This is a genomic window from Ornithinibacillus liuyingii, from assembly GCF_055550225.1.
In genome coordinates this window covers 93,111-119,515 of record NZ_JBPWOS010000013.1, presented here as the reverse complement: position 1 = coordinate 119,515, position 26,405 = coordinate 93,111, and the positions used below count along the sequence as shown (strand labels likewise).

25 protein-coding genes are annotated in these 26,405 nt (G+C 38.4%); 16 read left to right on the top strand and 9 right to left on the bottom strand.

Going from position 1 to position 26,405, the window contains the following annotated elements:
* Positions 1 to 102: 102 nt before the first annotated feature.
* Genes ACSKT4_RS16675 through ACSKT4_RS16665 form a run of 3 tightly spaced genes read left to right on the top strand, consistent with a single transcriptional unit; the run spans position 103 to position 3,771 of the window.
* Positions 103 to 2,325 carry a ribonucleoside-diphosphate reductase subunit alpha gene (locus ACSKT4_RS16675; protein ID WP_186868193.1) on the top strand — a complete coding sequence of 741 codons (2,223 nt, stop codon included), beginning with the start codon at positions 103 to 105 and terminating at the stop codon, positions 2,323 to 2,325.
* 2 nt (positions 2,326 to 2,327) lie between these two features.
* Complete coding sequence (locus ACSKT4_RS16670; protein WP_186868194.1) at positions 2,328 to 2,747, top strand: flavodoxin; 420 nt, start codon at positions 2,328 to 2,330, stop codon at positions 2,745 to 2,747.
* Complete coding sequence (locus tag ACSKT4_RS16665; protein ID WP_186868195.1) at positions 2,728 to 3,771, top strand: ribonucleotide-diphosphate reductase subunit beta; 1,044 nt, start codon at positions 2,728 to 2,730, stop codon at positions 3,769 to 3,771. Before ACSKT4_RS16670 ends, ACSKT4_RS16665 begins: the two co-directional genes overlap by 20 nt.
* 123 nt (positions 3,772 to 3,894) lie before the next feature.
* On the opposite strand, the gene ACSKT4_RS16660 is transcribed toward ACSKT4_RS16665, so the two are convergent.
* Positions 3,895 to 4,677 (bottom strand): TerC family protein, encoded by a 783-nt coding sequence (locus ACSKT4_RS16660; protein WP_186868196.1) that lies wholly within the window; start codon positions 4,675 to 4,677, stop codon positions 3,895 to 3,897.
* 1,098 nt (positions 4,678 to 5,775) lie between these two features.
* Positions 5,776 to 7,026, bottom strand: a complete 1,251-nt coding sequence (locus ACSKT4_RS16655) for a hypothetical protein (RefSeq protein ID WP_186868197.1) — start codon at positions 7,024 to 7,026, stop codon at positions 5,776 to 5,778.
* A gap of 120 nt (positions 7,027 to 7,146) precedes the next feature.
* Here ACSKT4_RS16655 and ACSKT4_RS16650 point away from each other — a divergent pair, with 120 nt between their 5' ends.
* From ACSKT4_RS16650 to ACSKT4_RS16620, 7 genes are all read left to right on the top strand, one after another.
* Positions 7,147 to 8,175, top strand: a complete 1,029-nt coding sequence (locus ACSKT4_RS16650) for a MerR family transcriptional regulator (RefSeq protein WP_465823687.1) — start codon at positions 7,147 to 7,149, stop codon at positions 8,173 to 8,175.
* A gap of 55 nt (positions 8,176 to 8,230) precedes the next feature.
* Entirely contained in the window at positions 8,231 to 8,701 is a 471-nt protein-coding gene (locus ACSKT4_RS16645; protein ID WP_186868199.1) for a GyrI-like domain-containing protein, read from the top strand.
* Positions 8,702 to 9,085: 384 nt separating this feature from the next.
* Positions 9,086 to 10,000 (top strand): glycerophosphoryl diester phosphodiesterase membrane domain-containing protein, encoded by a 915-nt coding sequence (locus tag ACSKT4_RS16640; protein ID WP_186868200.1) that lies wholly within the window; start codon positions 9,086 to 9,088, stop codon positions 9,998 to 10,000.
* 24 nt (positions 10,001 to 10,024) lie between these two features.
* The gene (locus ACSKT4_RS16635) at positions 10,025 to 10,666 is read left to right on the top strand and encodes a DUF4129 domain-containing protein (protein ID WP_465823686.1); all 642 of its coding nucleotides are present in this window, start codon (positions 10,025 to 10,027) and stop codon (positions 10,664 to 10,666) included.
* A gap of 15 nt (positions 10,667 to 10,681) precedes the next feature.
* Positions 10,682 to 11,806, top strand: coding sequence for a DUF4350 domain-containing protein (locus ACSKT4_RS16630; RefSeq protein WP_186868202.1), 1,125 nt, complete (start codon positions 10,682 to 10,684; stop codon positions 11,804 to 11,806).
* Positions 11,803 to 12,732 (top strand): AAA family ATPase, encoded by a 930-nt coding sequence (locus ACSKT4_RS16625; RefSeq protein WP_465823685.1) that lies wholly within the window; start codon positions 11,803 to 11,805, stop codon positions 12,730 to 12,732. The genes ACSKT4_RS16630 and ACSKT4_RS16625 overlap by 4 nt, the downstream gene beginning before the upstream one ends.
* Positions 12,683 to 14,041: a DUF58 domain-containing protein gene (locus tag ACSKT4_RS16620; RefSeq protein ID WP_465823684.1), complete on the top strand. Its 1,359-nt coding sequence runs from the start codon at positions 12,683 to 12,685 to the stop codon at positions 14,039 to 14,041. The genes ACSKT4_RS16625 and ACSKT4_RS16620 overlap by 50 nt, the downstream gene beginning before the upstream one ends.
* Here ACSKT4_RS16620 and ACSKT4_RS16615 read toward each other — a convergent pair.
* Positions 14,019 to 14,996 carry a stage II sporulation protein M gene (locus ACSKT4_RS16615; RefSeq protein WP_186868205.1) on the bottom strand — a complete coding sequence of 326 codons (978 nt, stop codon included), beginning with the start codon at positions 14,994 to 14,996 and terminating at the stop codon, positions 14,019 to 14,021. The genes ACSKT4_RS16620 and ACSKT4_RS16615 overlap by 23 nt on opposite strands.
* Positions 14,997 to 15,164: 168 nt before the next feature.
* On the opposite strand from ACSKT4_RS16615, the gene ACSKT4_RS16610 reads away from it, so the two are divergent.
* Positions 15,165 to 15,959 (top strand): RDD family protein, encoded by a 795-nt coding sequence (locus ACSKT4_RS16610; protein WP_465823683.1) that lies wholly within the window; start codon positions 15,165 to 15,167, stop codon positions 15,957 to 15,959.
* A gap of 149 nt (positions 15,960 to 16,108) precedes the next feature.
* Here ACSKT4_RS16610 and ACSKT4_RS16605 read toward each other — a convergent pair whose 3' ends face one another.
* Genes ACSKT4_RS16605 through ACSKT4_RS16580 form a run of 6 tightly spaced genes read right to left on the bottom strand, consistent with a single transcriptional unit; the run spans position 16,109 to position 21,033 of the window.
* Positions 16,109 to 17,338: an ABC transporter permease gene (locus ACSKT4_RS16605; RefSeq protein ID WP_186868207.1), complete on the bottom strand. Its 1,230-nt coding sequence runs from the start codon at positions 17,336 to 17,338 to the stop codon at positions 16,109 to 16,111.
* Complete coding sequence (locus ACSKT4_RS16600) at positions 17,331 to 18,263, bottom strand: ABC transporter ATP-binding protein (protein ID WP_186868208.1); 933 nt, start codon at positions 18,261 to 18,263, stop codon at positions 17,331 to 17,333. The genes ACSKT4_RS16605 and ACSKT4_RS16600 overlap by 8 nt, the downstream gene beginning before the upstream one ends.
* A 10-nt stretch (positions 18,264 to 18,273) precedes the next feature.
* Positions 18,274 to 19,140 carry an ATP-binding cassette domain-containing protein gene (locus ACSKT4_RS16595; protein WP_186868209.1) on the bottom strand — a complete coding sequence of 289 codons (867 nt, stop codon included), beginning with the start codon at positions 19,138 to 19,140 and terminating at the stop codon, positions 18,274 to 18,276.
* A 2-nt stretch (positions 19,141 to 19,142) separates the two neighbouring features.
* Positions 19,143 to 19,538, bottom strand: a complete 396-nt coding sequence (locus ACSKT4_RS16590; protein ID WP_186868210.1) for a GntR family transcriptional regulator — start codon at positions 19,536 to 19,538, stop codon at positions 19,143 to 19,145.
* Between the two features lie 18 nt (positions 19,539 to 19,556).
* Positions 19,557 to 20,285 carry a hypothetical protein gene (locus tag ACSKT4_RS16585; protein WP_186868211.1) on the bottom strand — a complete coding sequence of 243 codons (729 nt, stop codon included), beginning with the start codon at positions 20,283 to 20,285 and terminating at the stop codon, positions 19,557 to 19,559.
* A 19-nt stretch (positions 20,286 to 20,304) separates the two neighbouring features.
* Positions 20,305 to 21,033 (bottom strand): hypothetical protein, encoded by a 729-nt coding sequence (locus tag ACSKT4_RS16580; protein ID WP_186868212.1) that lies wholly within the window; start codon positions 21,031 to 21,033, stop codon positions 20,305 to 20,307.
* 346 nt (positions 21,034 to 21,379) lie between these two features.
* Here ACSKT4_RS16580 and ACSKT4_RS16575 point away from each other — a divergent pair, with 346 nt between their 5' ends.
* From ACSKT4_RS16575 to pdxA, 5 genes are all read left to right on the top strand, one after another.
* On the top strand, positions 21,380 to 21,886 hold the full coding sequence (locus ACSKT4_RS16575) for a DoxX family protein (RefSeq protein ID WP_211741100.1): 507 nt from the start codon (positions 21,380 to 21,382) through the stop codon (positions 21,884 to 21,886).
* Positions 21,887 to 22,463: 577 nt separating this feature from the next.
* Positions 22,464 to 23,048, top strand: coding sequence for a superoxide dismutase family protein (locus ACSKT4_RS16570; RefSeq protein ID WP_186868214.1), 585 nt, complete (start codon positions 22,464 to 22,466; stop codon positions 23,046 to 23,048).
* 244 nt (positions 23,049 to 23,292) lie between these two features.
* A complete protein-coding gene (locus ACSKT4_RS16565) occupies positions 23,293 to 24,042 on the top strand; it encodes a DeoR/GlpR family DNA-binding transcription regulator (protein WP_186868215.1) in 750 nt (249 codons plus the stop codon).
* 18 nt (positions 24,043 to 24,060) lie between these two features.
* Entirely contained in the window at positions 24,061 to 25,359 is a 1,299-nt protein-coding gene (locus ACSKT4_RS16560; protein ID WP_465823682.1) for a four-carbon acid sugar kinase family protein, read from the top strand.
* The gene (gene pdxA / locus ACSKT4_RS16555) at positions 25,356 to 26,372 is read left to right on the top strand and encodes a 4-hydroxythreonine-4-phosphate dehydrogenase PdxA (protein ID WP_186868217.1); all 1,017 of its coding nucleotides are present in this window, start codon (positions 25,356 to 25,358) and stop codon (positions 26,370 to 26,372) included. The genes ACSKT4_RS16560 and pdxA overlap by 4 nt, the downstream gene beginning before the upstream one ends.
* The last annotated feature ends 33 nt before the right edge of the window (positions 26,373 to 26,405 follow it).

Genomic DNA, 26,405 nt, shown 5'->3' with positions numbered 1-26,405 from the left:
TTTTAACTATCTATAAGGTGTGTCAACTAACTAGTGTTTATAAAATATTGAGAATACGCGAGTATTTGGAAGAAAAATTAACTTTATTGAGGGAGGATTATTATGATAACAGTAGAACCAAGTAGTAAAGTGAATCTAGAGCAAGTGGTAGACTTTGCTACAAAACGTTTAAAAATCAACATATCTGAATTCGATGTAACCGTTCCTGATGACTATTCGGCTGATAAAGCGATGGATGTACTCATCAGAAGAGCGTTAGAAAATATTGATGAAGCCAATCCGGATTGGACTTTTGTAGCTAGTAGACTATACTTACAAAAGTTATACTACAATGCAGCTAAAAACCGTCAATATAGTCCTTCCTTAAAATATGGAGATTTTTATCAACTCCTAGAAATGCTGATACAAGAAGGAATCTATACACCGAGCTTACTGGAAAAGTATACGAAAGATGAAATTATTACATTAGCCGGGAATATAGATTACGAAAAAGACTTACAATTTACGTATTTAGGTTTATATACACTTGCAAATCGTTACTTAGCAACAGATCATGATAAGAATACATATGAATTACCACAAGAGCGTTGGATGGTAATCGCGATGCATTTGATGCAGGATGAAGATAAAAGCAAACGCTTGGATCTTGTACTGGAAGCATATTGGGCATTAAGTAATTTATATATGACGGTTGCTACGCCAACTCTTGCGAATGCTGGTAAAACACACGGGCAATTATCAAGCTGTTTTATTGATACGGTTGATGATAGTCTGCAATCGATTTACGACAGTAATACCGATATTGCCAAGCTTTCCAAAAATGGTGGCGGAATCGGTGTATATATGGGGAAAATCCGTGCTAGAGGAAGCTCGATTAAAGGGTTTAAAGGAATGTCTAGTGGTGTTGTCCCATGGATAAAGCAATTAAATAATACCGCAGTGAGTGTGGATCAGCTTGGTACGCGAAAAGGAGCTATCGCTGTCTACCTAGATGTTTGGCATATGGATATTGAGGCGTTCTTAGATCTGAAATTAAACAACGGGGACGACCGCATGCGGGCACATGATATTTTCACTGGTGTTTGTTTACCTGATTTATTCATGGAGCAGGTAGAAGCACGTGGGGACTGGTATTTATTTGATCCACACGAGGTTCGGGAGGTAATGGGATATTCCTTAGAAGATTTCTATGACGAGGAAAAAGGTAATGGTACATGGCGAACAAAATATGAAGAATGTGTTCAAAATGATCAGCTTACCAAAAAGAAAGTACCTGCAATCTCGATTATGAAGCGAATTATGATGGTTCAGCTAGAATCAGGCACACCATTTATGTTTTACCGTGATGAAGTAAATCGTCAAAACAGCAATAATCATAATGGTATCATTTATTGTTCTAATCTATGTACGGAAATTACGCAAAACCAATCACCAACAGAATTTCTAGAAGAATTTACCGATGAGAATGGCTATTTAATCAAGCGTTATCGACCAGGTGATTTTGTTGTATGTAATTTAAGTTCAATCAACTTAGGGAAGGCCGTCCCGGATCAAGTACTAGAGCGACTTATTAAAATTCAAGTACGGATGCTTGATAACGTAATTGACATTAATACATTGCCGCTTCTACAGACACAAGCAACAAATCAGAAGTATCGTGCTATAGGTCTAGGGACCTTTGGTTGGCATCACCTATTAGCGAAAAAGCATATTGCCTGGGAATCCGAGGAAGCAGTACAGCTAGCTGATGAACTTTATGAACAAATTGCTTTCTTAACGATTAGAAGCAGTATGGAATTAAGTGAGGAAAAAGGAAGTTATCCTGCATATGCTGGTAGTAAATGGAGTACAGGAGCTTATTTTGATGAAAAAGGCTATGTGAGCGAAGAATGGCAGGAATTAAAATCTTCTGTCATGAAAAATGGTATTCGTAATGGTTATCTCATGGCAGTCGCACCGAACTCTACGACCGCATTAATTGCTGGGTCTACAGCAAGCATCGACCCAATTTTTAAGCCATTTTATTATGAGGAGAAAAAGGACTTTAAAATACCGATGACGGCACCGGAATTAGATCATCGCACATATGATGTGTACCGTCGTTCCGCTTATATCGTTGACCAACGTTGGTCTGTTAAGCAAAATGCTGCACGTCAGAAGCATATAGATCAAAGTATCTCCTTTAATCTATATGTTCCAAATACTATCCGTGCTAGTATACTACTTGATTTACATCTTCAAGCATGGAGAGAAGGATTAAAGACGACCTATTATGTTAGATCGACATCCAATGATGTGGAAGAATGTGAGTGGTGTTCAAGTTGAGAATGTTAATAGCATACTTATCCTATAGTGGTAACACAGAAGAAACAGCAGAATTGATTCAGAAGAAGCTTATAGCTAAGGGAGCATCGGTGGAAATGCATCGGATTGGCATTGATCCACCGATCAACCCAAGTCACTATGATGTCATGTTTATGGGGACCTTCACTTGGGATAATGGGAGTACGCCAGATGAGGTAAAAGACTTTGTGTTAGAAATAGGCTATAAACCGGATAATATGGCGGTGTTTGGAACAGGCGATACACAGTTTCCGTTCTTCTGCCAAGCTGTTGATAGACTAACACGATTTTACGAAAGCAAGTGGCAAGGGTTAAAAATAGAGCAATCACCTAGAGGTTCACAGGAAATCAAAATTGACCGTTGGCTGGAAGGAGTTTTACAGTATGTCAGACGTATTGCTTGAGAAAGCAAAAACAATGGAGCCGCGTAATCCGAATAAGGCGACCAAAGTATTCGGTGGCAAATCCAGTGGCATCCTCAATTGGAATGATATTAAGTATCCACATTGGTATAAAATGTACAAGCGGTTAGTAGGGAATTACTGGCAAGCAGATGAAATTAATATGTTTTCTGATGTAAAGCAATTTCCGATGTTAACAGAAGCAGAACAAGATGCTTACTTAAAAGTAATTGGTCTGTTATCTACCTTGGATGCCCCGCAAACAAGGACAGCGTTGTTATTATCCTTATATGCAACAGATCCATCTGTACAGTCCATTTTAGCTGTGATTTCACAGCAAGAAGCGGTTCATAATGAAAGCTATTCTTATGTGCTTTCTTCGGTTGTGACACTGAAAGAACAGAATGAAGCATTCGAATTAGGAAGAAAGAATCCAATTTTATTAAAACGAAATGAACGGTTAATTACAGGCTATAATGAATTTGTAGAGAATCCAACTGTGGAAAATATATTGAAGACATTAGTGTACACATCGCTCTTAGAGGGGTTATTCTTCTACTCAGGCTTTGCCTTTTTCTATCATCTTGCAAGGGAGAATAAGATGGTAGGAACGTCGACGATGATTAGCTATATAAATCGAGACGAGCTAGAACATGGCAAATTTATCTCGGAGCTTTTCCGGGCAACACTAGCGGAGTACCCAGAGCATAATAATAAAGACTTCATTGATTGGGTATATCAAGAATTTAAAGTCGCAGTGGATATGGAAATGGAATGGTCGAACTATGTCCTTTCCGATGTGGATGGCATGGACTTGAATCAAATGCAAGGCTATATCCAATACCGTGCCAATAAGATGCTACGACTACTTGGGTTAAGCGAAATATATCCAGATAATGTGGAAAACCCAATGAAGTGGATTCGTGCATATGTAGATAATATTGATGGGACAAAAACCGATTTCTTTGAGCAGAAATCAAGACAGTACACGAAAACAAGTGATTTAAATGGGTTTGATGATCTGTAAAGGTGAAGGCTTGTTACGTTCCATACAAAAACTCGTACCATGAATGAAGTGGTACGAGTTTTTTAAATTTAATGGTATTGTGTGGGTGTTATCCACGCTTTTAACTTCGAGAAATGATAATAATTAAGCTTCAGTAGATACTTCTTTATCCTTATTACCTTTTTTACCGGATACAAACCATCCAATTACAGCTACTGCTAATAGTACTCCCCAAAACACAAGAGTCCATGCTGTGCTATGTGGGAAATCGTGTGGTAGGATGTGTACTTTATCATGACTTAATGTAATGACAGCAAGTTTCACCCCAACCCAAGCTACAATTAGATATGCGACCGTTTCTAGACCTGGTCGTTTATCCAATAGTTGGACAAACCAACCAGCTGCGAACTTAATCAATACTAATCCGGCAATACCTGCCACTACGACAATAAGGAATTGACCAGTATCCATTCCACCGAAATGACCTAGGCCTGTTTCTGGTAAAACAATCGCTAACGCAACAGCAGCAAGAATCGAGTCGATAGCAAATGCTAAGTCAGCTAAACCGATTTTACCTACAGTCGGCCAAAAACCTTTTCCAACCGATTCCTTCTCCAGATCCTTCTTATCCCCTTTAGGTTTAACGAAATGATCTTGAATCACATGTTTTAAACCTAAATAAATCAAATAAGCGGCACCGATTGCTTGCACTTGCCATACATTAGCTATAAAGGATATAGCAAATAATGCAGCAAATCGGAATATGAATGCCATTAAAATACCGTAGTTAATAGCTTTCTTTTTCTGATCTTCTGGTAAATGTTTTGCGATAACAGCTAATACGAGTGCGTTGTCAGCAGACAAGATCCCTTCTAACCCAATCAAGATTAACAGGGTCCAGGCATACTCTAACCAAATTGACTCCATGTTAGTTTTCTCCCTTCCAACATAAAAAATAGAGGCTCAATACCACCTGAAATGGTAAAGGCCTCTAAAAAAGAATAGACCTTTACCAAATCGGCAAAGGTCTTGCTAACAACACCGAGTTGCCAGAAATGCCGAGAGTATTCAAGATACTCTGAAATGACGACATAACTGTTAAAGCTACTCCCCTTTGAAATTATAAGTTAATTTAATCATTAATTCGAATATATGTCAATACATTATCTAACCATCGGGTGAGTGGCCCTTACCTAACATTAGTTTGAAACGATTACATGCTTTTATTCCAAGATGATATTCCTAAATGATGTAAATTATGGAAGGTGTGTTGAGCTTGGATTCGGCGGGGGACGCCCTTCTTCCCTTTGGAAGCTGTATGTTTTGTTTCCTATTTGGGGGGGAGCCGTGAAAGAAGGTGACAGAGAAACGTCATCAGTGCCCTTTTTGAGGAGAAGAAGCTGAAGAAGGTAACAGAGGATCGTCGTTCGTGCCCTTTTTGAGGATGAGAAGCTGGAGAAGGTAACAGAGAAACGTCATCAGTGCCCTTTATGAGGGGGAAGAGCTGAAGAAGGTAATAGAGGATCGTCGTCCGTGCCCTTTTCGAGTAGGAGTAGCCAAAGAAGGTAACAGAGAAACGTCATCAGTGCCCTTTATGGGTGGGGAGAGCTGAAGAAGGTAATAGAGGATCGTCGTCCGTGCCCTTTTCGAGTAGGAGTAGCCAAAGAAGGTAACAGAGAACCGTCATCAGTGCTCTTTTTGGGTAGAAGTAGCCAAAGAAGGTAACAGAGAAACGTCATCAGTGCCCTTTATGAGGGGGGAGAGCTGAAGAAGGTAATAGAGGATCGTCGTCAGTGCCCTTTATGAGTAGAAGTAGCCAAAGAAGGTAACAGAGAACCATGGTCTACACCCTTTATAAAAAGAAGAAGCCCACTAAGATAACAGAGAAACGTTGCCCCTTCCCATTCGGTAGGTCATCAGCAAATAAAAGTAGCCGATTCCCCCACTCCTACTCCCAGTCAAATAAAAAAATAAAAGGCCTCCTACATTAAGAAGGCCCACAAATCCGCTAAGAGATTAAATCCCTTAAAACTGGCTAATCGGTACTATTTCTCCAGTAGTGCCAATGACAACGACTTCACAATCAAGTCTTCCACATAGGTGATATGAATCCGAATTAGGATCTTTTACATAAACAGGAGTTAATTCCACGTGTTCGATTATTTTGCCGAATGCTTCATCAAGTGGAATGGTAGCCTCTTCAGCTTTTGCATAGGATTCGAACACTTCAAATAAAAGCTTGCTATCCCAGTAATTAGCTGTTTGTAAGCTATCTCTTGAGATAATTACTTTTAATTTTCTATCTAATGGTGTGCTTGCTGCCAGCTTTAATTCTGCAATGATATAGTTACCTTCTGGGTACATGCCAGTCAGTGTCCACTTACCAGAATCGTCCGGATAAAGATTGCTCAAAAAGTCTTTCGTTTCCTCAATTGTGGATTGTATTTCATCTTCTGTTAATGGGTTCACCCTTATTTTCGCCATTGCATCTTCGTAAGAGACTTCTGTAGAGAAATCGATATCTTTTGGTGTGAAATCTCTCTGGCTAGTGCTATCCCATTCCAATAGTACGTTTAACTCCTTATAAGTATCTAATTGATAAAGGGATGCAGGTATAATGATGTTGGTTTTATCATTGCGAATAAAAATTGTATCCATTGTCCAAACCTTTAGCCACTTTTCTTCTTCCTCAATAGGTGTTTCTATCAATTTGAGCTGTTGCTTGATGTAGTCCATTAAATCCTCTTTCATTAAGGAGAATGGCTCCCAATCGATATCTTTTTCGGAAGGAAAAACGCCATCTATTGAAAACTGTGTTAGCTGATTGTTTTCATTGAAGGTAATATCGATATTACCAGAAGGTGCTACGGCAATGTTGTCTACTGTAGCTTGGAAGCTAAATGCCGTCCCGTCTTCATAATCAAGCTTAAATTGTCTGCCGAACATCATCCCGGTCTCTTCCTCCACCCATTCAATGACCGACTCTAATTCCGGAGCAGGGAAAATACCTTCTGTCGCATAGGATACATCGTTTACGAAAATTAGCTGTTTAAGTTCGTTCGTATGAAGGTTGACCTCTAATACTGCAGTTCCCTCTGGATTATATTCTTCATTTTCTTCAGATTGATGAACTGGAAACCACTCTAAAGAGAGTATGTAATTCGTCTGATTATCCTGTGTTGTTTCCGAGAAGATATGCTCACGTTTTAAAACATACTGCTCCAAGCCATATTCTTGCTGAAGTTTATTCGCTATTTCTTTTACATGCTCGTTCATCGTATTACCTCACTTTCGGGTTCGCTAACATTATAACAGAGGTTTTGCATTATTTTAAAAAAGTTCTTTACCTTCCCCTTAGGGTAACGTTTATAGTGGAATAAAGAAGGGGGTTTTATGATGCAAATAAAGGAAGCCGCAATGTATTTAAATACGACACCAAAGGCGATTCGCTTCTATGAAACAAAGGGGTTAATTACACCAAGAAAGGATGAGGGAAATCAGTATCGTTACTTTTCGGAAAGTGACCTTTATAGATTAAGTACGATTCTAGCATTACGAGAGATAGGAGTGGCTGTGCAAGATATCAAAACGATATTAGAGGATCCTAATCTAAGTATTAGACAATATCTTGACATTCAACGATCGGCTCTTTTTGAACAGTGGTTAGAGATGAGGGATATGATAGAGACGATTGATGAAATGCTGGAGCAAAATTGGAAGAATGATTCGATTGAAGCGATTCATCAGCTAGCAGCTCATTTAAAGAATATGAAGGAAATCCGAGGTAAATGGCAAGACCGATGGGATTTTAACGAGCAAGCTAAAGATTATGATAACCATATTAAGAGGGAAGGACATGTATTTAATGTACATGAGGGCTATGATGAAGGACTTCAAGCTGTAGTCGAGAAAGTGAAGCTAGGTTCTTGTAGTGTGGTGGCTGATATCGGAATTGGTACAGGGAATTTAGGAGCAAAATTTCTTCCTAACCACAAGGTGATAGGGGTAGATCAGTCAGAGAAAATGCTGAAGAAATGTAAGGAAAAACATCCAACGATTGAGACTCGTAACGGACACTTTCTCGCTTTACCATTATTGGATCAGTCGGTGGATGCTATCGTTTCTAGCTATGCTTTACACCATCTTCCAGATGAAGAAAAGCTGTTAGCCCTTAAAGAAATGAAACGAGTGCTAAAACCTAATGGCCAAATCGGTATTGTTGATTTGATGTTTCAAGATGAAATACATCGAAAAAATGTTTTAAATCAATTCCGAAAGGCTGGCAATCAAATTGCGGTGGATTCAATTGAAGATGAATATTATGCGAATCAATCACTACTGGTAGAATGGCTAAAACAAAACGGCTATAAAGTAGAAGCGATACAGATTAACCGTATATTGGGTCTGATTTACGCTTATAGTTGAAATTTTCTTAATATAACTTTATGATAAAGGGAAATACAGGATATGGAGGGATTGGATGGGGATTTTTGTTACAGAGTTAGAAGCTTTTACGGCGGTTGGTGTGTGTTGGAAGGGGACTTTTAAACAAGCTCAAGCGGGAGAGATTAGAACCTTTATGCAGGAATTCCGTGAACGATTAGGAGAGCTTCCTCAAGATGCGGATAAATCGGAAATAATAGGACTTTCATATGATGTCACTTCAGAGGGCTTTACCTATTACTTATGTTGTAAAGTGCCAGATTCAAATGGGCAGCTACCGGAAGGGATGGAGCAAATAACGGTTCCTGCCTTAACTTATGCGTCCTATGAGCATACAGCAGAAGAAGAGGTGAATGAATCATACACGAACATATATGGTTGGATTGAATCAAATGGATATCGTGCAAATGATGAAATTAATATGGAGCATGTCGAAATCTACCCCTCAGATTATCATCCCATTAATGAACGACCAAGGCTAACCATCCATATTCCAATTAAACGGTAATAAAAAGATGTCTCATATGGGCATGATTTCCCCCTATGAGACATTCTTTGTTCAGCGATGAAAAAGTACTTGACTTTATCAAGTTTGTATACCACAACAGTTGTGTCTAGTACCCAAATAATCTGCCCTCTCCTAGATTACTTTTTCTTCATTGGCAGGTAATCAATAATCAAAACCTTCTCGGAACTATAGTGCGACCTCCCCTATTCCTTTCACCTTGAAAAGCAGTAACCGTATTGTCACGCGCTAGCCTTCGGCAAATTCAGCTTATCACTGTAATTAACAACAACTTAACTAAAATTAAACACTCGAAAAAATAACGTATAATGGTAAAATAAGAAGTATATGTAAATATTTTCGCAATTCAAATATAGGAGGGCGCGTATGGAGGAACATTTTTCACGACCGAAGAGCTTTGGTACAGTACTAGACCAAACGTTTAGAATAAGTAAAAATAACTTTTCGACTTTTTTTCTGGTCTTCCTCATTATGGTAGGTCCACTGATTCTTTTAGATGCACTACTTTCATTAGTATCAGGAACGAGCTTCTTTCGTGATATGGCAAGTGGCTCCACCTTTTTAGACCAGCTAGTTAATACGGTAGATGAGGCATTATATGGTACCACTACTGTATTTGACGATTTACGTACGATTATTATTGGTCTTGGAGGACTAGTATTATACCCGTTAGCGACTGCCGCTGTCATACTCGCGATAGATGCACAAAGAAGACAAGAAGAATTTACTGCCGGATCGCTTCTTAAAGAATCAGTTACCAGATTTTGGCCTATTGTTGGTAGCTCACTCTTATTCGGTGTTATCGGGTTTGGACTGATTTTCGTCCCTACTTTCATTATTGTAATGGTCGCAACAGTAGGTTTTATCATTGATCCGATTATCGGGATATTTATGGGGGTAGTGTTATTTCTAGCTGCAGCAGTAGTTGGTGCTTTTCTACTAACTAGATGGGGCCTTTATCTACCTGCTGTCGTATTGGAACCGTGCGCCCCTGGATTAGGTAGAAGCTGGCAATTAACGAGAAAGAACTTTTGGAGAACCTTTGGATTACTTGTTGTAATTGCTCTTATTGCGATGATAATAAGTTCCGTATTTGAAGTAATCTTGACACTGCTTTTAGGCTATAGTGTGCTGTACAGTATACTTCTTGATATCATTTCAATCATTACCATGATATTCTTCTCTGTAGGCTATGGGTTAATCTACTTTGACTTAAAGCTACGAAACGACGGGGATGACTTAATGGACATGATTGATAACTATGAAACTACTATACAATAATCCCTAACCTTAAGGTGATAAAAAATGACTGATTTGGATCAAGCAAGAGAGAAAATAGAAGAAATAGTAAATACCGAAGAATACTTGAAGTATTATGAGGATAATCGCGGGTTCCTAGAACGATTGTGGGATTCAGTAGTGGAATGGTTCAACGAACTACTATACAGAATATTTGGATCCATATCAGCGTCTAATGGGTTTGCTACGGGTTTAGTAATTGTTATAGCGATACTTGTAATCATGTTAGTTCTCCTTGCGATTTTCTTCTTACTTAGGCATTACCGGAGAAAACTCCATTATCGGGATCGTCAGCTCTATAGTAAGCAGGAGAAGGACTGGTCCTATGTAGAACATTTATCGGAAGCGGAAAAACAAGAGGCAAATGGCAACCTTCAAGTAGCAACTAGACATTTATTCTTAGCATTATTACTAAATTTTCATGAAAGAGGCTATGTTGAAGCAAGAATTTCAAAGACAAACTGGGAATATTTTGAGGAAATCAAACAGTTAGAGAAGGGGCGAGCTGAAAGCTTTTATAAGCTGGCCCGGATTTTTGATGACGTTGTATATGGAGAGCAGCCAGTAGATAGCGCATCCTATCAATCCTATAAATCGTCCGTGTTGCGTTGGGTTTTAACATCGGAACAGAAACAAGAAGAAGGCTAAGGGAGGCACTCAATATTGCAAAAATCAATAACTAAGACATGGGGCTGGCTCTTTGTACTCTTAATTATTTTTATCGCCATTAGTCTTGTTTTCGGTTCTAATAAATTGGAGGAATATCCGCCCTATTTATCGACATCACCATCTCCAACTGGGGTAAAAGGTTTTTATACCTATTTAAATGAAAAAATCGATTCAGTTGAACGGTGGGAAGAATCACCAAGTCAACTAGTGGAGGAAGAAAACCAGCTTCTCCTCATGGTGGAGCCAACCTTAATTTCAGAACAAGCTGTCATGAATGAGTATGTTTCATTTATGGAAGCGGGAAATACCATTCTTCTTTTTAAGAATAATTTGGAGGGTATGTTTGGAATAAGTACAACCTATGGAATGGTTGAGGGAGAAACGGTGATAATGGAAGATGCTTCTGGTTCAGAATATGAAGCTACCATGAACACACAAACACGGATATTACCGGAAAGTAACGATGAAATACTATTACAGGATGATCTAGGAGTCATCGCAATAAAACGTTCATATGGTAATGGAAAATTAATAGCAGTAAATTCACCGGACTGGCTGACAAACCACTATATTTTAGAAGCGAATAATCTTGATGTTGTATTAAACCTATTAGGTGAAGAGAAGTGGGATGAGATTCGTTTTGATGAATACACCCATCGATCATTAAAATCTCAAGCAATGCACGACATTTATCCAATATGGCTACTTGTAGCAGCTTTCCAGCTTATTTTCTTTACACTATTGTGGCTTCTTTATAAAGGGAAACGATTTGGGCCAATTCGGACACCGAGGGAGGAATATGTTCGCTTTAGTGATGAACATATTACAGCACTAGCTGCCTGGTATAAAAGAGGAAAGGCATATATGGAATCCTTGAATAGCCAAGCGGATTATTTACGCTTATTACTTCGAGAAAAATGGGGAATTTCCTACCAAAAGGAATGGAAGGACTTAGAGGAAGTATTAGCTGTCAAGCTACCTTTGGTAAAAGATGATGAATGGACCTCCTTTTTTAGTGAGATAGAGGCAGTTCTTCATAGAAAGACTATAACAAAGCAAGAATACTTATTATGGTCAAAACGAATGGATCGTTTACGGAAAGAGGTGGAGGCAGAATGAGAAATGAATTAACAACCTTAATAGAAAACTATGAAAAACGTATTTTAGGACAATCTACGAATCTACGCCTACTATTATCTGCCATATTATCAGGAGGTCATGTACTTCTCGAGGGGGTACCAGGAACAGGTAAAACACAAATGGTAAAAACACTTGCAAACCTTTTGGGCGGAGAATTTAATCGAATTCAATTTACACCAGATTTACTACCAAGCGATATTACAGGTAGTACGATCTACAATATGAAGGATAGTACATTTCAAACGTTAAAGGGGCCAATCTTTGCTAATGTGTTATTAGCGGATGAAATTAATCGTACCCCGGCTAAGACACAGGCAGCACTGTTAGAAGCAATGGAGGAAAAGCAGGTTACCATTCAGGGAGAGACATATCCATTGCCGGAGGTCTTCTTTGTAGTGGCTACGCAAAATCCAATTGAATTTGAAGGAACTTATCCACTTCCAGAAGCTCAGCAGGATCGTTTTCTATTAAAACTATTTATTCAATTTCCTTCTTTAGAAGAAGAAACGAATGTTTTATTAAATGTACTTGAAAATAAAACCTTTATCGATGAGGTTCAATCTATTATGGATATGGATACATTTCTCGCCATTCGTAAGGAGATTGAAGCTGTTACATTAAGTGATGACGTATTATCCTACATCATGCAAATTGTTCGTCGTACAAGAAATACGGAATCGATTCGGTTTGGAGCAAGTACTCGTGCAGCAATTGCCCTAGGTAAGGTTGCGAAGGCTTGGGCTTATTTATCAGAACGAGATTATGTGACACCAGACGATGTCAAAATAATTGCTAAACCTACATTAAGACACCGAATTCAGCTATCTCCTCATATGGAATTGGAGGGAGTGAACATTGACCAAGTTATTGAAGAACTTGTGGGCTCGGTTCCTGTTCCAAGATAGAGGGATTGTACCGACAAGAAGGTTCTTAGTCGGATATGCCATCCTTTCCCTAATCATTACCTTGTTAACACTTGTCGGCCTATCCTGGACTACTGTGATTCTACTGAATGTATTCGTATTACTAGCTAGTTTACTGGATTTACGTTTTACACCAAAACGAAGCCAACTAGAATTTACAAGGGTCATTTCACAGCAATTAGAAAGAGGCCTTCCTTATAAGGTAGAAATCGAAGTGAGAAACGAGTCTGATTTAAGCTGTACTATGCAATTGATTGATGGGACACCACAATCCTTTCAAGTCGATCTTCCGCTAGAGGGAGAAGTAACCGGAACAGGGACGACAACCTTAACATATGACGTAATCGCCCCTGTACGCGGTTTTTACCAGTTGAAAAAAATCTATGTTCGCTATTATAGCGCCTATGGACTATGGCAGAAGCAAACCGCTCAGGAGATCATAGACGAGGTTAAAGTCATCCCGGATTTGACGGAAACGAAGAAGTATTTGGAGGATGCCCAGCACTATCTGATGCATGAAGGAATGAAAATTCGCAAAAGGAAAAGTGGTGTAGGGGAATTTTCTCAAATACGTAATTATGTCGTAGGTGATGACCCGAGAAAGATTAATTGGCGCCAGACAGCTAAATTACAGGCTGTCATGACAAATGAATTGGAGCCAGAGCATGGAAAACATGTGATGTTACTTATTGATTGTGGACGGATGATGGGGGCAGAACTGAAAAGTGCGAATCGGCTGGAAAGGGCATTAGAAGCTTCCATTACAGTTGCTGCAGCTGCACTTGGTAATGGAGATTATGTTGGCGTGATTGCTTTCTCCAAAGATGTTTCCGTCTTTGTGCCACCAGATAAAGGTATGGCCCAATTACAAAAAATACTTCATGCAATCTATGATTTAAAGGTGGATGCTGTTGAATCGAATTATGTTCAAGCATTAAACTATTTACAAGCAGTACAGAAAAAGCGAAGTTTAATTCTCTTGTTTAGTGATATGCAAACATTTCTTCAAGAAGACCGTACGTTAGGCTATTTTGAAGGAATTAAAAGACGTCATTTATTCCTTTTAGTTACAATACAAGATGAGTTGTTAGTAAAGCGGGCAAAAGAAGATCCGAATGATGTAAATCAAGCCATGATCAAAGGTGTCGCCCAGCAGCAGATTCTATATAAGAAACGTCAAAAGGTTAAATGGGAGAAACGAGGATTTTTGATGGTGGAAGCAAAGGAAGAACGGCTAGCAACAGATGCCGTCTCCCATTACATCCAGATTATGAATCAAGGCCTACTTTAGGCTTTGGATGAAGTAGAACTTTTCCTAGGGCAATGTAAGCAATCATACCAACTACGGTGATTCCAGCTACGATGTATTTTGCTTCGAGTGAAATAGCAGCGGGTGTGATAAAGCCTTCAATAATACCAGCAATTATGAACAGCGGAACGGTCCCTAGGAAAAGCTGTACGGACCGTTTTCCGTGATATTTTAACTGGTAGCCCCTTGAATATGCACCAGGAGCAAAGAGCTTATACCCCATAAGGAGACCGGCACCACCTGCAATAAAGATAGCGGTTAATTCGACCATACCATGTGGTACGATATAAGCCCAGAACTCATAGGACATATCATAATGCCAATACAGTCCAGCCAATGCACCAACAAGAAGGCCGTTATAAACCATTAAATATACAGTTAATAGACCAAATGTAATTCCGCTGGCGAATGCGAGAATGGCAACCTGTATATTATTGGTCATGATTTCCGCTGACATCAGGGAAGAATCAACAGAATCATGCCCCTCACCTAATCGTTCCGGATCCACACTTTGTGAGACCTCTGCTGGAAGAACAGAATATAAATGTAGTGGATCATCAGCAATTGCAAGAAAGCCAGCAAGCCCACCAGCGAAGAATAATAGGGCGGCAACCATGATGAATTTCCATTGCTCATATAACAGTCCGACAAACTTTTTGGAAAAAAAGTCGCGAATTTGTTTTCCGCTGGTCACTTGGTTTTTATATAATAGATTATGAGATTTACCGACTAGCTCATTAATGTAAAAGGTAATTTCTTCATTAGGGAAATAGGTCTGACTATACGATAGATGCTGACTAACCTTTTGATAAAGACTATCAAACTCGGTAATCGTCTTGCTCGTCACATTTTTTCTTCCTTTACTTAATAGGCTGATATATTGCTCAAGCTGTCTCCATTCCTCACGATGGAGCTTAATAAATTGTTTTATATCCAAAGAGAGAACCTTCTTTCTGAACGGTTGTTGGTTACGTTATGTACAAAGATAATAGAATTAATGCTCTGCCACAATCACGGGAGGCTGTGATGTACCCATTAATTAGATTATATCCTTTGTTTATAATTATAATTTAAAGAATAGTGAAACATCAACAGGAGGATTAAGATGAATCAAGGACAAGTCGAAATAAAAACACCTCAATTTGTCTCCCTTCAATATCAGGTTGCTGGACTAGGTAGTCGTGCAGCTGCAATGTTAATTGACCAGGCGCTCATCATGGTTACTAATCTTCTCATCTATCTTATCTTCATCACCGCTAACCTATCCGATATGTTTTACTTTTCGGATTCTTGGCTACCGATTGCAATCGCAATTACCATCGTATTTGTTATTAACTGGGGTTACTTCTTTTTTTCGGAATATTTCTTTAGTGGGAAAACACTTGGTAAAAAGTGGCTAGGAATTCGTGCCATCCAAGAAAATGGTCATAGTCTAACACTTTTATCTAGTTTAATTAGAAATCTCCTTCGTATCATCGATATGCTACCTACGGGCTATTTTGTAGGAATGATGTTTGTATTTTTTCATTCGAAACATAAGCGGCTTGGTGATATTGTGGCTGGTACGATTGTCGTCCATGAGCGAGGTGTAAAAAAAGAGAAAACCAATAAGATAGATAAGGAAATAACCAGACGTGGCTTAACGAAGGATAGCTTGCGGCTAGAGGATTGGGCATTGCGCGCGATAGGAAATAAAGAGTGGGAATTACTACAAGCTTACTGTAGAAAATTCCTGAATGTAAGTGTAGTGCAAAGAGCACAACTTACCAATCATCTTGCAGAGAAGCTACTTCCGAGATTAGGGATAACCATTGATGGTAAGCCTATTACCGAGCGGGAGAATATTCTTCTAACCCTTTATTTGATTGCTAGAGAAGAGTGGGAATATGAGCTGTCATGAATAGATATATTATCAATACGATGAGCTAGTAGAACTTAGAAGCGAAATTCTTGAGAATCTATATGATCTATCTGTACGTGATAAAAGGTTTTATTAAACTAAAAAAGGCCAGACCCTATTTAATAAGGTCTGGCCTCTTCATATGTGAATTAAGAACGAATCCACTTCCAAATCTCGCCAGGTGTAGCATTCTTACCATACATTAAAATTCCAACTTTAAAGATCTTACCAGCAAGCTTCATAAATACGAAGATGCTAATTAGCAGAACAGCTAAAGCAATTAGGATTTCAATCCATGGCCATTCCTCTAATACGGTAAGGCGCATAATAAGAACACCTGGGGAGGTGAATGGAATATACGATGCGACCTTAGCAACTAAGCCACTTGGATCAGAAAGGACTGGTGCAATTAACACGAATGATAGGAATGGGAGCATCATGACTAGCCCTTGGAAATTACCACTTGTGGACATATCAGCCATTGTCGCACCAATCCCAACGAAAATGGATGCGAATAGCAAATAACCTAGAATTGCGATTAGAACTAATAGCAAGGTTTCCGGAACTAATAAGTACTCCATTACGGGCTCATCTATTTTGAATGCTGCAAATGGTACAACAAATAGAAGCAATACCACCACTTGAATAATTCCAAGAACAAAATAACCAAGAATCTTACCATTCATTAATTCACTAGGTGTGACGGATGAAAGAATAATCTCCGCAATTTTATCCTTTTTCTCTTGAGAAGCACTTTGGAAAATCATCATACCAGTGATTACGATGGAGAATAGTATGATTCCTGCAAAGAGACCCGGAACAATTTTTTCTAACGGATTCTCTTCCAGCACAGATTCCTGCCCATCTTCCGTCATGATTTCATCAACAGCTACTTCTTCAAACAGTACACTAGTTGAAATGATTGCTAATTCCTCATCTGTTAAGTCTAACTGGGAAATTCTCTGCTGTTGTAATGGTCCCGCTAAAAGATTTACCTCGCTACTAAAGCTTGAAGGCATATCTTCTGTAGTATAGACAGGGAATGCGCCTGACTCTAAGCTTTCCGAGTTAAGAAAGATGTAAGCAGTATTATCACCATTTTCTAGCTCTTCTAGAATCTCATTTTCGGTTAAATCGGTTTGGTGTAATACCCAATCTAAATCATACTGGTCAGCTGTTTCTTCCATTAAATCAAATACATTCAGCTGATCATTAACAAAGATAGTTACCTCTGTTGATTCACTATCAGAACCAAATAGGCTTCCTAGAAATCCGAACGCTAGAATTAATAGTGGTGTAAGGAATAAACCAATGACAAATGATTTATTTTTTAAATTACGCTTGATTTCCCATTTTGCTACTTTCATTGAATTACGCATCTAGATCACCTGCTTCCTGAATTAACTTCCTGTTGGTCGCAATATCGATGAAGATTTCATGTAAAGAAATGCGATTGATTTTTAATTCATGTACATTTAAATCAGACGGCAAGTTTTTAAGCCAGCTGGTAGGCTCGACATCCGAATCAAGATATAGAATGGTTGTTTCGTCTTTCTCCTCTACACGTTGAACAGAGGGGATACCTTCTAAATCCTGGCGAGCATTTTTCCCACGGATTGTACATTTAAAGTTAGCATATTTCGTTTTCACTTCATCTAATGTTCCATAGATTACCTTCTGACCGTTTTGAATCATAAAGAGACGGTCACACATTTCTTCGACTAGATTCATCTGGTGGGAAGATAATAGAATTGCTGTCCCTCTATCTGCAAGACTACGAATCTCTTCTTTAAACAGCTCTTGACTAACAGGATCTAGACCAGAAAAAGGCTCATCTAATATTAAGAGTTCCGGTTCATGGAGAATAGCACCGATAAATTGTACCTTTTGCCCCATCCCTTTAGATAGCTCTTCCATTGAAACCTTTTCTTTTCCTTCTAAATCAAATTTCTTCAAATACATGAGAATCCGTTCTTTTGCTTTATCCAGTGGATAATCTTTTAAATCGGCTAAGTACAGTAAAATATCCATGACTTTCACATTCTTGTATAACCCGCGTTCTTCTGGTAGATAGCCTATCTTATTACGCGGTATTTCTTTTCCTTGATGGTTATGAAACGTAATCGACCCTTCATCGGGATACATGATCCCCATAATATTTCGAATGGTGGTGGATTTACCAGCACCATTAGGACCTAAGATGGCCATGATCTCGCCTTTTCTTACTTCAAAGGAAATCCCCTTTAAGGCCTGTTTGTCTTTGAAGGATTTCTTTAACCCTTCGACGGTAAGCATAACTTCCATGTTATTCCTCCTATAGTTCTTTTTTTGTTAGTAATAGGGTGATAATGTCTTCCATTTCAAGTGAACTACGGTTATTCCATTTCACGTTATTTATTTCTAGAAAGTGTTCTGTTTCCGATGGGTTATCTGAAATCAAAACATTTCCCTCACGTGATATGGCACCAGGAATTGGGGTTTCTGGAACGGCACCAGCTAGCCAATAACGGGCATAATGTTCCATTAGTTCCTCTTTTTCAAAGTTACCAATTACTTCCCCATTATGTAATACGAATAAGTAATCGGAAAGTTTCCTAATATCATCAATTTGATGACTGGCAATGATAATGGAACGATTACCAGGTTCCATCCAATCTACTAATATATCGATTAATATTTTCTTAGATGGGATATCCATAAAATTGGTAGGCTCATCTAAAATAAGTAGTGGTGCGTTTCTAGGGATGGTTAGAGCAAGGTTTAATTTTTGCTGTACACCCTGTGAAAGTTTACCAAACCTTTTATCGACTGGAACATGAAATAATTCAATCATTTTCTGGAATAAAAGCTCATCCCAATTTGGATAAAGTGGGGCAATTAAATCCTTTAACATCGTACCAGTGAATGAATCCCATCCAATAGTAGTTTGGGGCTGGTAGGCAACAAACTGCTTCCAATTTTCATTATCACCGTGGACTAACATGTTATTAACTCTAATATTTCCCATTTGTGGCTGTAATAAATTCAAGATTAATTTCAGTAGTGTACTTTTACCAGAGCCATTATTTCCGACTACTGCAGTAATCGTTCCGGGTTCTATTGTTAAATTAACTGGACCAAGATGAAAATCATCTACATCTTTTTCAAGATTTTCAATATATAGTAGAGAATTCGAATTCATAGCTAATTATCTCCTTTCTCTTTCAATTCCAATAGTTCGAGAAAAATCGTCCTAACTTGGTTTAGACTGTAGTCATAGCTTAGTGCGGTATCAATAGCATTTTCTAAGACGTTATAGACAGAGGTTACTTTGACCTCTTGTTTTAAATCCTCAGATATATCAGCGACAAATGTCCCTTTCCCTTGAGAGGTTTTAATGAAGCCTTGTACCTCAAGGTCTTGATAGGCTCTTCGTGTTGTAATAATACTAATTTCTAAATCCTTTGATAAGACTCTGATAGAAGGAAGTGGTGTGCCAGCAGATAAGTGACCACCAGCAATAAGGGCCTTAAATTGGTTCACGATTTGGTGATAAATAGGCTCTCTTGAATCCTTTGAAATCCTGATAGGAAGTTCCACGATATACACTCCTTTCTATTAGAGGAAATCAACCTGTTTAAATTGTTTGACCATTTTGTTCTTCCAATAGTTCAATCCAATAATGGCCGCCATAATGGATAGAATCGCAGAAAGAAGCGTCCACTTTTTGGCAATAATAATGGTCCATTCTACTATTCCGTAAGTAAAGAAGGTTGGAAAAGATAGGATTAATATTACAATACCGAGTAATAGTATTACAGATAGGACAGTTGTAAGCCTCGAACCATTATTATTAGTTCCAATATCTATAATAAGTGCACTATAGCCTATATAAATACCGAATGATAGCCAAATAATGGCGAATGAAATATAGGCGTCTAGTTCCATCATGTTTTTTATTTCTGGACTAACTAGATAAAGCATGAGGAACATATATAATTGAAATGGGAATGAGCTTAAAAAATAGTGAATGATAGATTTCAATACAATAGCTTGTTTCTTAATTGGTAAGCTTAAGCCCATAACAACAGTTGGGGATACCCATGTATGACCACTGATTCGTTGAAATTGTAATCCCATAGGTCTGTGCCATATTGGACCGTAAATAAATAGCAGTAAGAAAAACAAATCCAACCCGACAAATCTATCCTCTTGATTATGAAGAGTTGTCAAAAATAAGATGGTGAACAAGGAATAGAATAAAAATAAGCCAATAAAACTTTTCCATGATATTTTGATTTCTATTTTGACTAGTGGAATAGCAGCTTTAAAATTGTCTTTTAGCATGTCGTAACCCCCCATATCTTTATCCGTAACGAAGTTTCTTTAAAGCTTTCCTCATAGAGCTTATCCATGCTTGATATCCAATAACTGCTATGATGATGGAAATGCCTGCTGATAACAGTGGAAAATCATTGGCGAATACAATAGACCAATATACAATTCCATGTCCAAATAAGACGTGAAAGATGGTTAGTATCATAAATGTTAGTAGAGTTAATAGGGTAAAGATAATTAGGGAACCTACATTGGTTACTGCCAATCCTTCCGAACCGATATTTAATTTTGGAATAACATAACCCAAACTGATGGAAATGGCTAACCAAATCATACAAAAGGACAGAAATGAACCAATGGACAATATATTTGTTAACGGTGTTGCTAAGTATAGTATTAAAAGTGCTACAACCTGTATAGGAAATGTATACAGAGTGTGCATAATCAATCTACTAGTTATAATCACTTCATCTCTTATAGGTAGCTGCTTTTGCAGACAGACGATAGGTGAAGCAAATAGACCATTTTGCAATTGTTGAACTTCAAAGTTCTTCGGCTTAGGGAATAGCGGAGATGAACTAAATAGCAAAAGGAATAAAAAATCAAATAAGATTGTTCCATTTTCCATGTAGGATGAAAACTCTCTTATGAAAAAGAGTGTAAACATGATCGTAACAAGATATGCCAACACAATATTAATGACTGATTTCTTTATCTCCCACTTATTTAGTTGAAATGCCGTTTTCCAACTATGCATGGTAGTCTCCTCCTTACGAGTGTTATACTGTATATATCTATATGCACAGTATAACTTTGGTTTGAGATTCTGTCAACAGGTGGAATGGAATAGTATGGATGGTCTCCTTCTTTATAGTCAAATCAATCCTTGAGCTTTGCTACCCGCGTATACCTTGTCCTATCTAAAAAGCTCACATTATGCACGTTCACACTTTTGTAAAATATATTGTGAAATAATGCACAAAATGATATTTACATAAATTAGTTCACGTGTTATTATCAAGGTGTAATAAGGAAACACACTTACAATATATTGTGAAATGTTGAGCAATCACTTAAACAAGATAAAAAAGGAGATGGATTAAATGTTGAATTTTATTCGGGAAAATAAAGTAGCAGCGGGGATTCTAGCAATTATTCGTATTTACATTGGTTATGCATGGTTAACAGCTGGTATTGGGAAATTAACTGGTGGAACATTTGATGCAAGTGGATTTCTACAAGGTGCAATTGCAAGTGCTGGAGGAGATCATCCGGCAGTACAAGGATGGTGGGCAACATTTCTAGAAACAGTAGCTCTTCCAAACGCTGATCTATTTAGCTTTATGGTTATGTGGGGAGAGATATTAGTAGGTATTGCACTCATCCTAGGAATTTTCACTAACTTCGCAGCATTAATGGGCTTAACAATGAATTTTGCATTCCTATTCAGTGGAACAGTAAGCACAAATGCACAAATGGTTCTATTAACCGTGTTCCTAGTAGTAGCAGGATTTAATGCCGGAAGATATGGACTAGACAGATGGGTAATGCCTTTCTTAAAAGCACATATGCCAATTCGTAAGCATAGAGAAAAAGTTGCAGTGGCATAATTATAGGAACAATAGGCCGGGACAAAACAATTTCTAACATAGGATAAACCGAACATGAAAGTTAGCGCATCAAATCCGCCCCGGAAATATACTACGCTTTCCGGGGCGGCTGGTGAGCCTCCTCAGAGCTAAAGCTCTTCCGGGGTCTCACCGATGCCTTTCCTCCCACAGGAGTCTCCGTATATTTCCGGGGCTAATGTGATTGTTCGTCTTTTATTACCTATGTTTCAGTTATGTCCCAACCTCATACATTCACCATAAAATATAGGTTCTAAAAGGAAACATTAAATAGGATAAATTATGTGGTACGCCACCTTTTTCAATTAATCTTCGTCTTTTGTTCGTAACGTTATGTAAATCTCTTTTAAGCTTGCCCCACTGTTATGTTAATTGAAATAATTTCCTCAACTCATTTTCAATTGATTGTTGCTCAATTTCTGAGACATTTACCATTAACCCATCAAAGATTCCAAAGACACTTCTCCCAACTATAGAATAAATCCTATTTATTGTATGTTTAGCCATTTCTATTCATGTGAATAATGTAAATAATTAACATTCAGTTGGAGGGAAAAGCATGATTAGAAAATGGGTCATTATTGTATCAACCATAGGGCTATTATTAGCTTTGGCTTTAACAGTCCTCAACCATGATATCGGTCAAGAGGACAATCCGAGTATCGAGACAACCGGTACATTGAAGGAGGTATCGGATTCACTTCTAGTAAGCCTGATAAATAATAAGGGTGAACAAATTGGTCATGCCAAGCTAACGGAGACATCAGAGGGAGTGAGCATTAGCCTTGATGCCTCTAATTTACCACCAGGTCCACATGGATTTCATATTCATGAGAAGGGGGTCTGTGAAACACCAACATTTGAGTCAGCAGGTGCACACTTTAATCCGACTAATGCCAAGCATGGCTTCGATCACCCGGAGGGACCACATGCAGGTGACTTACCCAATCTGGAAGTGAAGGCTTATGGTTCAGTGTCCACAACGGTGGTAGCCAATATGGTGACATTGGAAAAGGGGAAAGATCATTCACTATTACGCGAGGGTGGAACAGCATTAGTCATCCATGCTAATCCGGATGATTATAAATCGCAGCCTTCTGGTAATGCGGGTGACCGAATTGCTTGTGGCGTAATTGCAGAATAAACAATAGCAGGACTCCGAGTAAACCAACTTGGAGTCTTTTATTTGTGGTAGGGAATTTTGTAATGCTATTTGAAGCGGTAATCTCTCTTTTTTTACGTGATGATAAGTTACCATATAAATGTTCATTTTAAACAAATTTTGAAAAAAAGTAACATTTATTGTTGACATATTTGTGAATATGGAACATAATAACGTTAGTTACTAACATTACAATGTTAAAAGATAACAAAGAAGGACTGATGAGATGCAACCATCAGAACGAAGACAATGGGTCTTAGAAAAGATAGAACTTGAAGGTAAAGTGGAGATTGATTCACTTTCCAATGAATTAAATGTATCTCCGATGACAATTAGACGTGATTTAGATCAGTTAGAGGAAGAAGGTCGCGTTATTCGAGTTCATGGAGGTGCAGTCGCGGCACGTTCCCTTATTGCGGAAACGCCTTTCCTTACAAAAGAAGGCCGACACACAGAAGAAAAGAGACAAATTGCTAAGAAAGCATTATCCCTTGTGAGAGACGGTCAAATTATCCTTTTGGATTCAGGAACGACAACATTAGAGATTGCTAGATTGTTAAAGGTTAAACAAGATTTAACCGTCATAACAAATGATATAAAAATAGCAGCAGAATTAGTTGATAGTAAATTGAAAGTTATCGTTACAGGTGGAGAATTACAAAATGATGTTGGAGCATTATTTGGTCCACAGACACATCACTTTTTAAAAAACATCCATGCGGATTTATTTTTCCTAGGTGCACATGCCATTGATTTACAAGCGGGTATTATGTCACCAACATTTGAGAAATCATTAGTAAAACAATTAATGATGGAAGCGGCAGAAAGCACATGGTTAGTAGCCGATTCTAGCAAAATTGGTGAACGTGCATTGTCCAAGGTATGTGATTTACAAAGTTTAACAGGGTTTATAACCAATGAACATATTTCTGAAGAAGTAAAAGACCAGCTCTCAGAAATTATGCCGATTATATAACAACTGAGGTGATACATCATGAAGGTTGGTGTTGTTGCAGACGATTTAACGGGCGCAAATGCAACCGGTGTCAAATTAAGTAAACAAGGCTTTACAGCGGCGACTGTTGTATTTAATGATGAAATTCCAGAAATGGATGAATTAGATGCTGTTTGTATTGATACAGATTCACGATATGCATCTGATCGGATTGTCATTAATCGAGTGAAAAATGCAACAGAAAAATTCCGCACTTGGGGTGCTCAAGTAATTTGTAAACGGATTGATAGCACTGTTCGAGGGAAGATTGGCTTGGAAATTGATACGATTTTAGATGAAGTTGGAGATGATAGTGTTGCTGTTGTCGTTCCATCGTTTCCAGACTCAGGAAGAGTGTGCTCAGGTGGCTACTTACTAGTAAATGGTGCCCCAGTACAAGAAACAGATGTAGCGAAAGACCCAGTTATGCCAATCAAACAGTCTTACGTGCCAGCTATTATTGAAGAACAAAGCAAATTTGAAGTTGCCCATATCGGATTAGATACTGTATTAGCGGATTCAGCGAAAATCAAAGCAGCCTTTGATTCCCATATCCAAGACGGGAAGCGAATCATTGTAGTTGATGCGGTGACAGATGAAGATATTGAAGAAATTGCTGAGGCAATGGTGCAAATTCAAGGAGTACATCTTATTCCTACTGACCCAGGCCCATTAACAGCATCTTATGCAAGGGCATATTCACATCAACATGTTGAACAAAGTAAGGTTATTGTGACAGTTGGTAGTGTAACAAGTTTAACAGGTCAGCAGTTACATTATTTAAAGGATAAAACTAATTCTACACCTGTTTATGTAGCAGCAGAAAAACTAGCTACTATGCAGGATTCCTGGGAAGTAGAAGTGGATCGTGCCGTGAAGGAAGCATTAGAACGGATCCATCAGGATGATGTCCTTATTATTACAACACACAAGGAGCAAAACGATTTAATAGATTTCCAATCGATTGCCGCTAAGGAAAATGCTACCCAAGATGCCTTAGCAAAACGTATAACCGATGGCCTAGCAAAGATAACGAGGCTAGTAATGGAACAAACAAATTACGCTATTCAAGGTTGTTTTACAAGTGGTGGAGATGTAACCGCATCCCTTTGTGCGTTAAGCATGGCTTCAGGTATCAAGCTAGAGGATGAGGTATTACCTCTTGCAGCGTATGGAACACTGATAGGTGGACATTTCCCTGGGCTGCCTATCGTCACAAAAGGTGGTATGGTCGGGGATAAAAAGTCTATTTTTGCATGTGTAAAATATTTAAAAACAAAAAGGAGTGCAGCACGATGACACAAATAAGAGAAATTATTGCTATACCAATGGGAGATCCAGCAGGAATTGGACCAGAGATTACGGCGAAAGCACTAGCTAACCAAGAGATTTATGATATGTGTAAACCGGTTGTTGTTGGAGATGCGAATGTCTTTAAGAAAGCAATCGAAATTGTCGAAAAGGATTTAACAGTGAATGTAATTACCTCCCCAGAAGAAGGTCAATATGAGTATGGTACGGTTGATCTAATTGATTTAAATAATATTGATATGACAGAGCTAGAGTATGGAGTTGTTCAGGCACAATGTGGAAAAGCGGCATTTGAGTATATTGAGACCTCTGTCAATCTAGCAAAAGCAGGTAAAGTAAAAGCTTTAGCTACAACACCAATCAATAAAGAGTCCCTTAAAGCTGCCGGTGTTCCTTACATTGGACATACGGAAATGCTTGAATCATTGACCAATACAAAAGATCCATTAACCATGTTTGAAGTAAGAAATATGCGTATCTTCTTCTTAACACGCCATCTTTCACTTAAAGATGCCATTGCACAAATGACAAAAGAGCGTGTTCGTGATTATTTAAACCGTTGTGATAAAGCACTTCAACGTCTCGGGATTGAAAACCGTAAAATTGCAGTTGCAGGCTTAAATCCACATAGTGGCGAAGGTGGACTATTTGGAATGGAAGAAGTAGAAGAAATTCGTCCAGGTATTGAAGCTGCTATTGAAGATGGAATTGATGCTGTAGGACCTGTACCAGCTGACTCTGTTTTCCACCATGCATTGAATGGGAAATTTGATGCGGTGCTATCGTTATACCATGACCAAGGACATATTGCTGCCAAGATGACAGACTTCCACAGAACGATTTCTATTACCAATGGTCTACCGTTCTTAAGAACATCTGTTGACCACGGTACTGCCTTTGATATTGCTGGTAAAAACATCGCGGCAAGCTTAAGCATGGAAGAATGCATCAAGCTCGCGGCACAATACGCGCCAAAATTTACAGCAGACACAATGGAATAAAGGATAAAAATTACTGAGGATGCCAGTCATCCT

Bases quoted from the DNA above. Each gene is read 5' to 3' on its own strand.
- pdxA (WP_186868217.1), top strand. From the start codon at position 25,356: ATGACACAAATAAGAGAAATTATTGCTATACCAATGGGAGATCCAGCA.
- ACSKT4_RS16575 (WP_211741100.1), top strand. From the start codon at position 21,380: ATGTTGAATTTTATTCGGGAAAATAAAGTAGCAGCGGGGATTCTAGCA.
- ACSKT4_RS16635 (WP_465823686.1), top strand. From the start codon at position 10,025: ATGACTGATTTGGATCAAGCAAGAGAGAAAATAGAAGAAATAGTAAAT.
- ACSKT4_RS16625 (WP_465823685.1), top strand. From the start codon at position 11,803: ATGAGAAATGAATTAACAACCTTAATAGAAAACTATGAAAAACGTATT.
- ACSKT4_RS16675 (WP_186868193.1), top strand. From the start codon at position 103: ATGATAACAGTAGAACCAAGTAGTAAAGTGAATCTAGAGCAAGTGGTA.
- ACSKT4_RS16565 (WP_186868215.1), top strand. From the start codon at position 23,293: ATGCAACCATCAGAACGAAGACAATGGGTCTTAGAAAAGATAGAACTT.
- ACSKT4_RS16600 (WP_186868208.1), bottom strand. From the start codon at position 18,263: ATGGAAGTTATGCTTACCGTCGAAGGGTTAAAGAAATCCTTCAAAGAC.
- ACSKT4_RS16660 (WP_186868196.1), bottom strand. From the start codon at position 4,677: ATGGAGTCAATTTGGTTAGAGTATGCCTGGACCCTGTTAATCTTGATT.
- ACSKT4_RS16610 (WP_465823683.1), top strand. From the start codon at position 15,165: ATGAATCAAGGACAAGTCGAAATAAAAACACCTCAATTTGTCTCCCTT.
- ACSKT4_RS16605 (WP_186868207.1), bottom strand. From the start codon at position 17,338: ATGCGTAATTCAATGAAAGTAGCAAAATGGGAAATCAAGCGTAATTTA.
- ACSKT4_RS16570 (WP_186868214.1), top strand. From the start codon at position 22,464: ATGATTAGAAAATGGGTCATTATTGTATCAACCATAGGGCTATTATTA.
- ACSKT4_RS16585 (WP_186868211.1), bottom strand. From the start codon at position 20,285: ATGCTAAAAGACAATTTTAAAGCTGCTATTCCACTAGTCAAAATAGAA.
- ACSKT4_RS16650 (WP_465823687.1), top strand. From the start codon at position 7,147: ATGCAAATAAAGGAAGCCGCAATGTATTTAAATACGACACCAAAGGCG.
- ACSKT4_RS16595 (WP_186868209.1), bottom strand. From the start codon at position 19,140: ATGAATTCGAATTCTCTACTATATATTGAAAATCTTGAAAAAGATGTA.
- ACSKT4_RS16665 (WP_186868195.1), top strand. From the start codon at position 2,728: ATGTCAGACGTATTGCTTGAGAAAGCAAAAACAATGGAGCCGCGTAAT.
- ACSKT4_RS16580 (WP_186868212.1), bottom strand. From the start codon at position 21,033: ATGCATAGTTGGAAAACGGCATTTCAACTAAATAAGTGGGAGATAAAG.
- ACSKT4_RS16655 (WP_186868197.1), bottom strand. From the start codon at position 7,026: ATGAACGAGCATGTAAAAGAAATAGCGAATAAACTTCAGCAAGAATAT.
- ACSKT4_RS16640 (WP_186868200.1), top strand. From the start codon at position 9,086: ATGGAGGAACATTTTTCACGACCGAAGAGCTTTGGTACAGTACTAGAC.
- ACSKT4_RS16645 (WP_186868199.1), top strand. From the start codon at position 8,231: ATGGGGATTTTTGTTACAGAGTTAGAAGCTTTTACGGCGGTTGGTGTG.
- ACSKT4_RS16670 (WP_186868194.1), top strand. From the start codon at position 2,328: ATGTTAATAGCATACTTATCCTATAGTGGTAACACAGAAGAAACAGCA.
- ACSKT4_RS16560 (WP_465823682.1), top strand. From the start codon at position 24,061: ATGAAGGTTGGTGTTGTTGCAGACGATTTAACGGGCGCAAATGCAACC.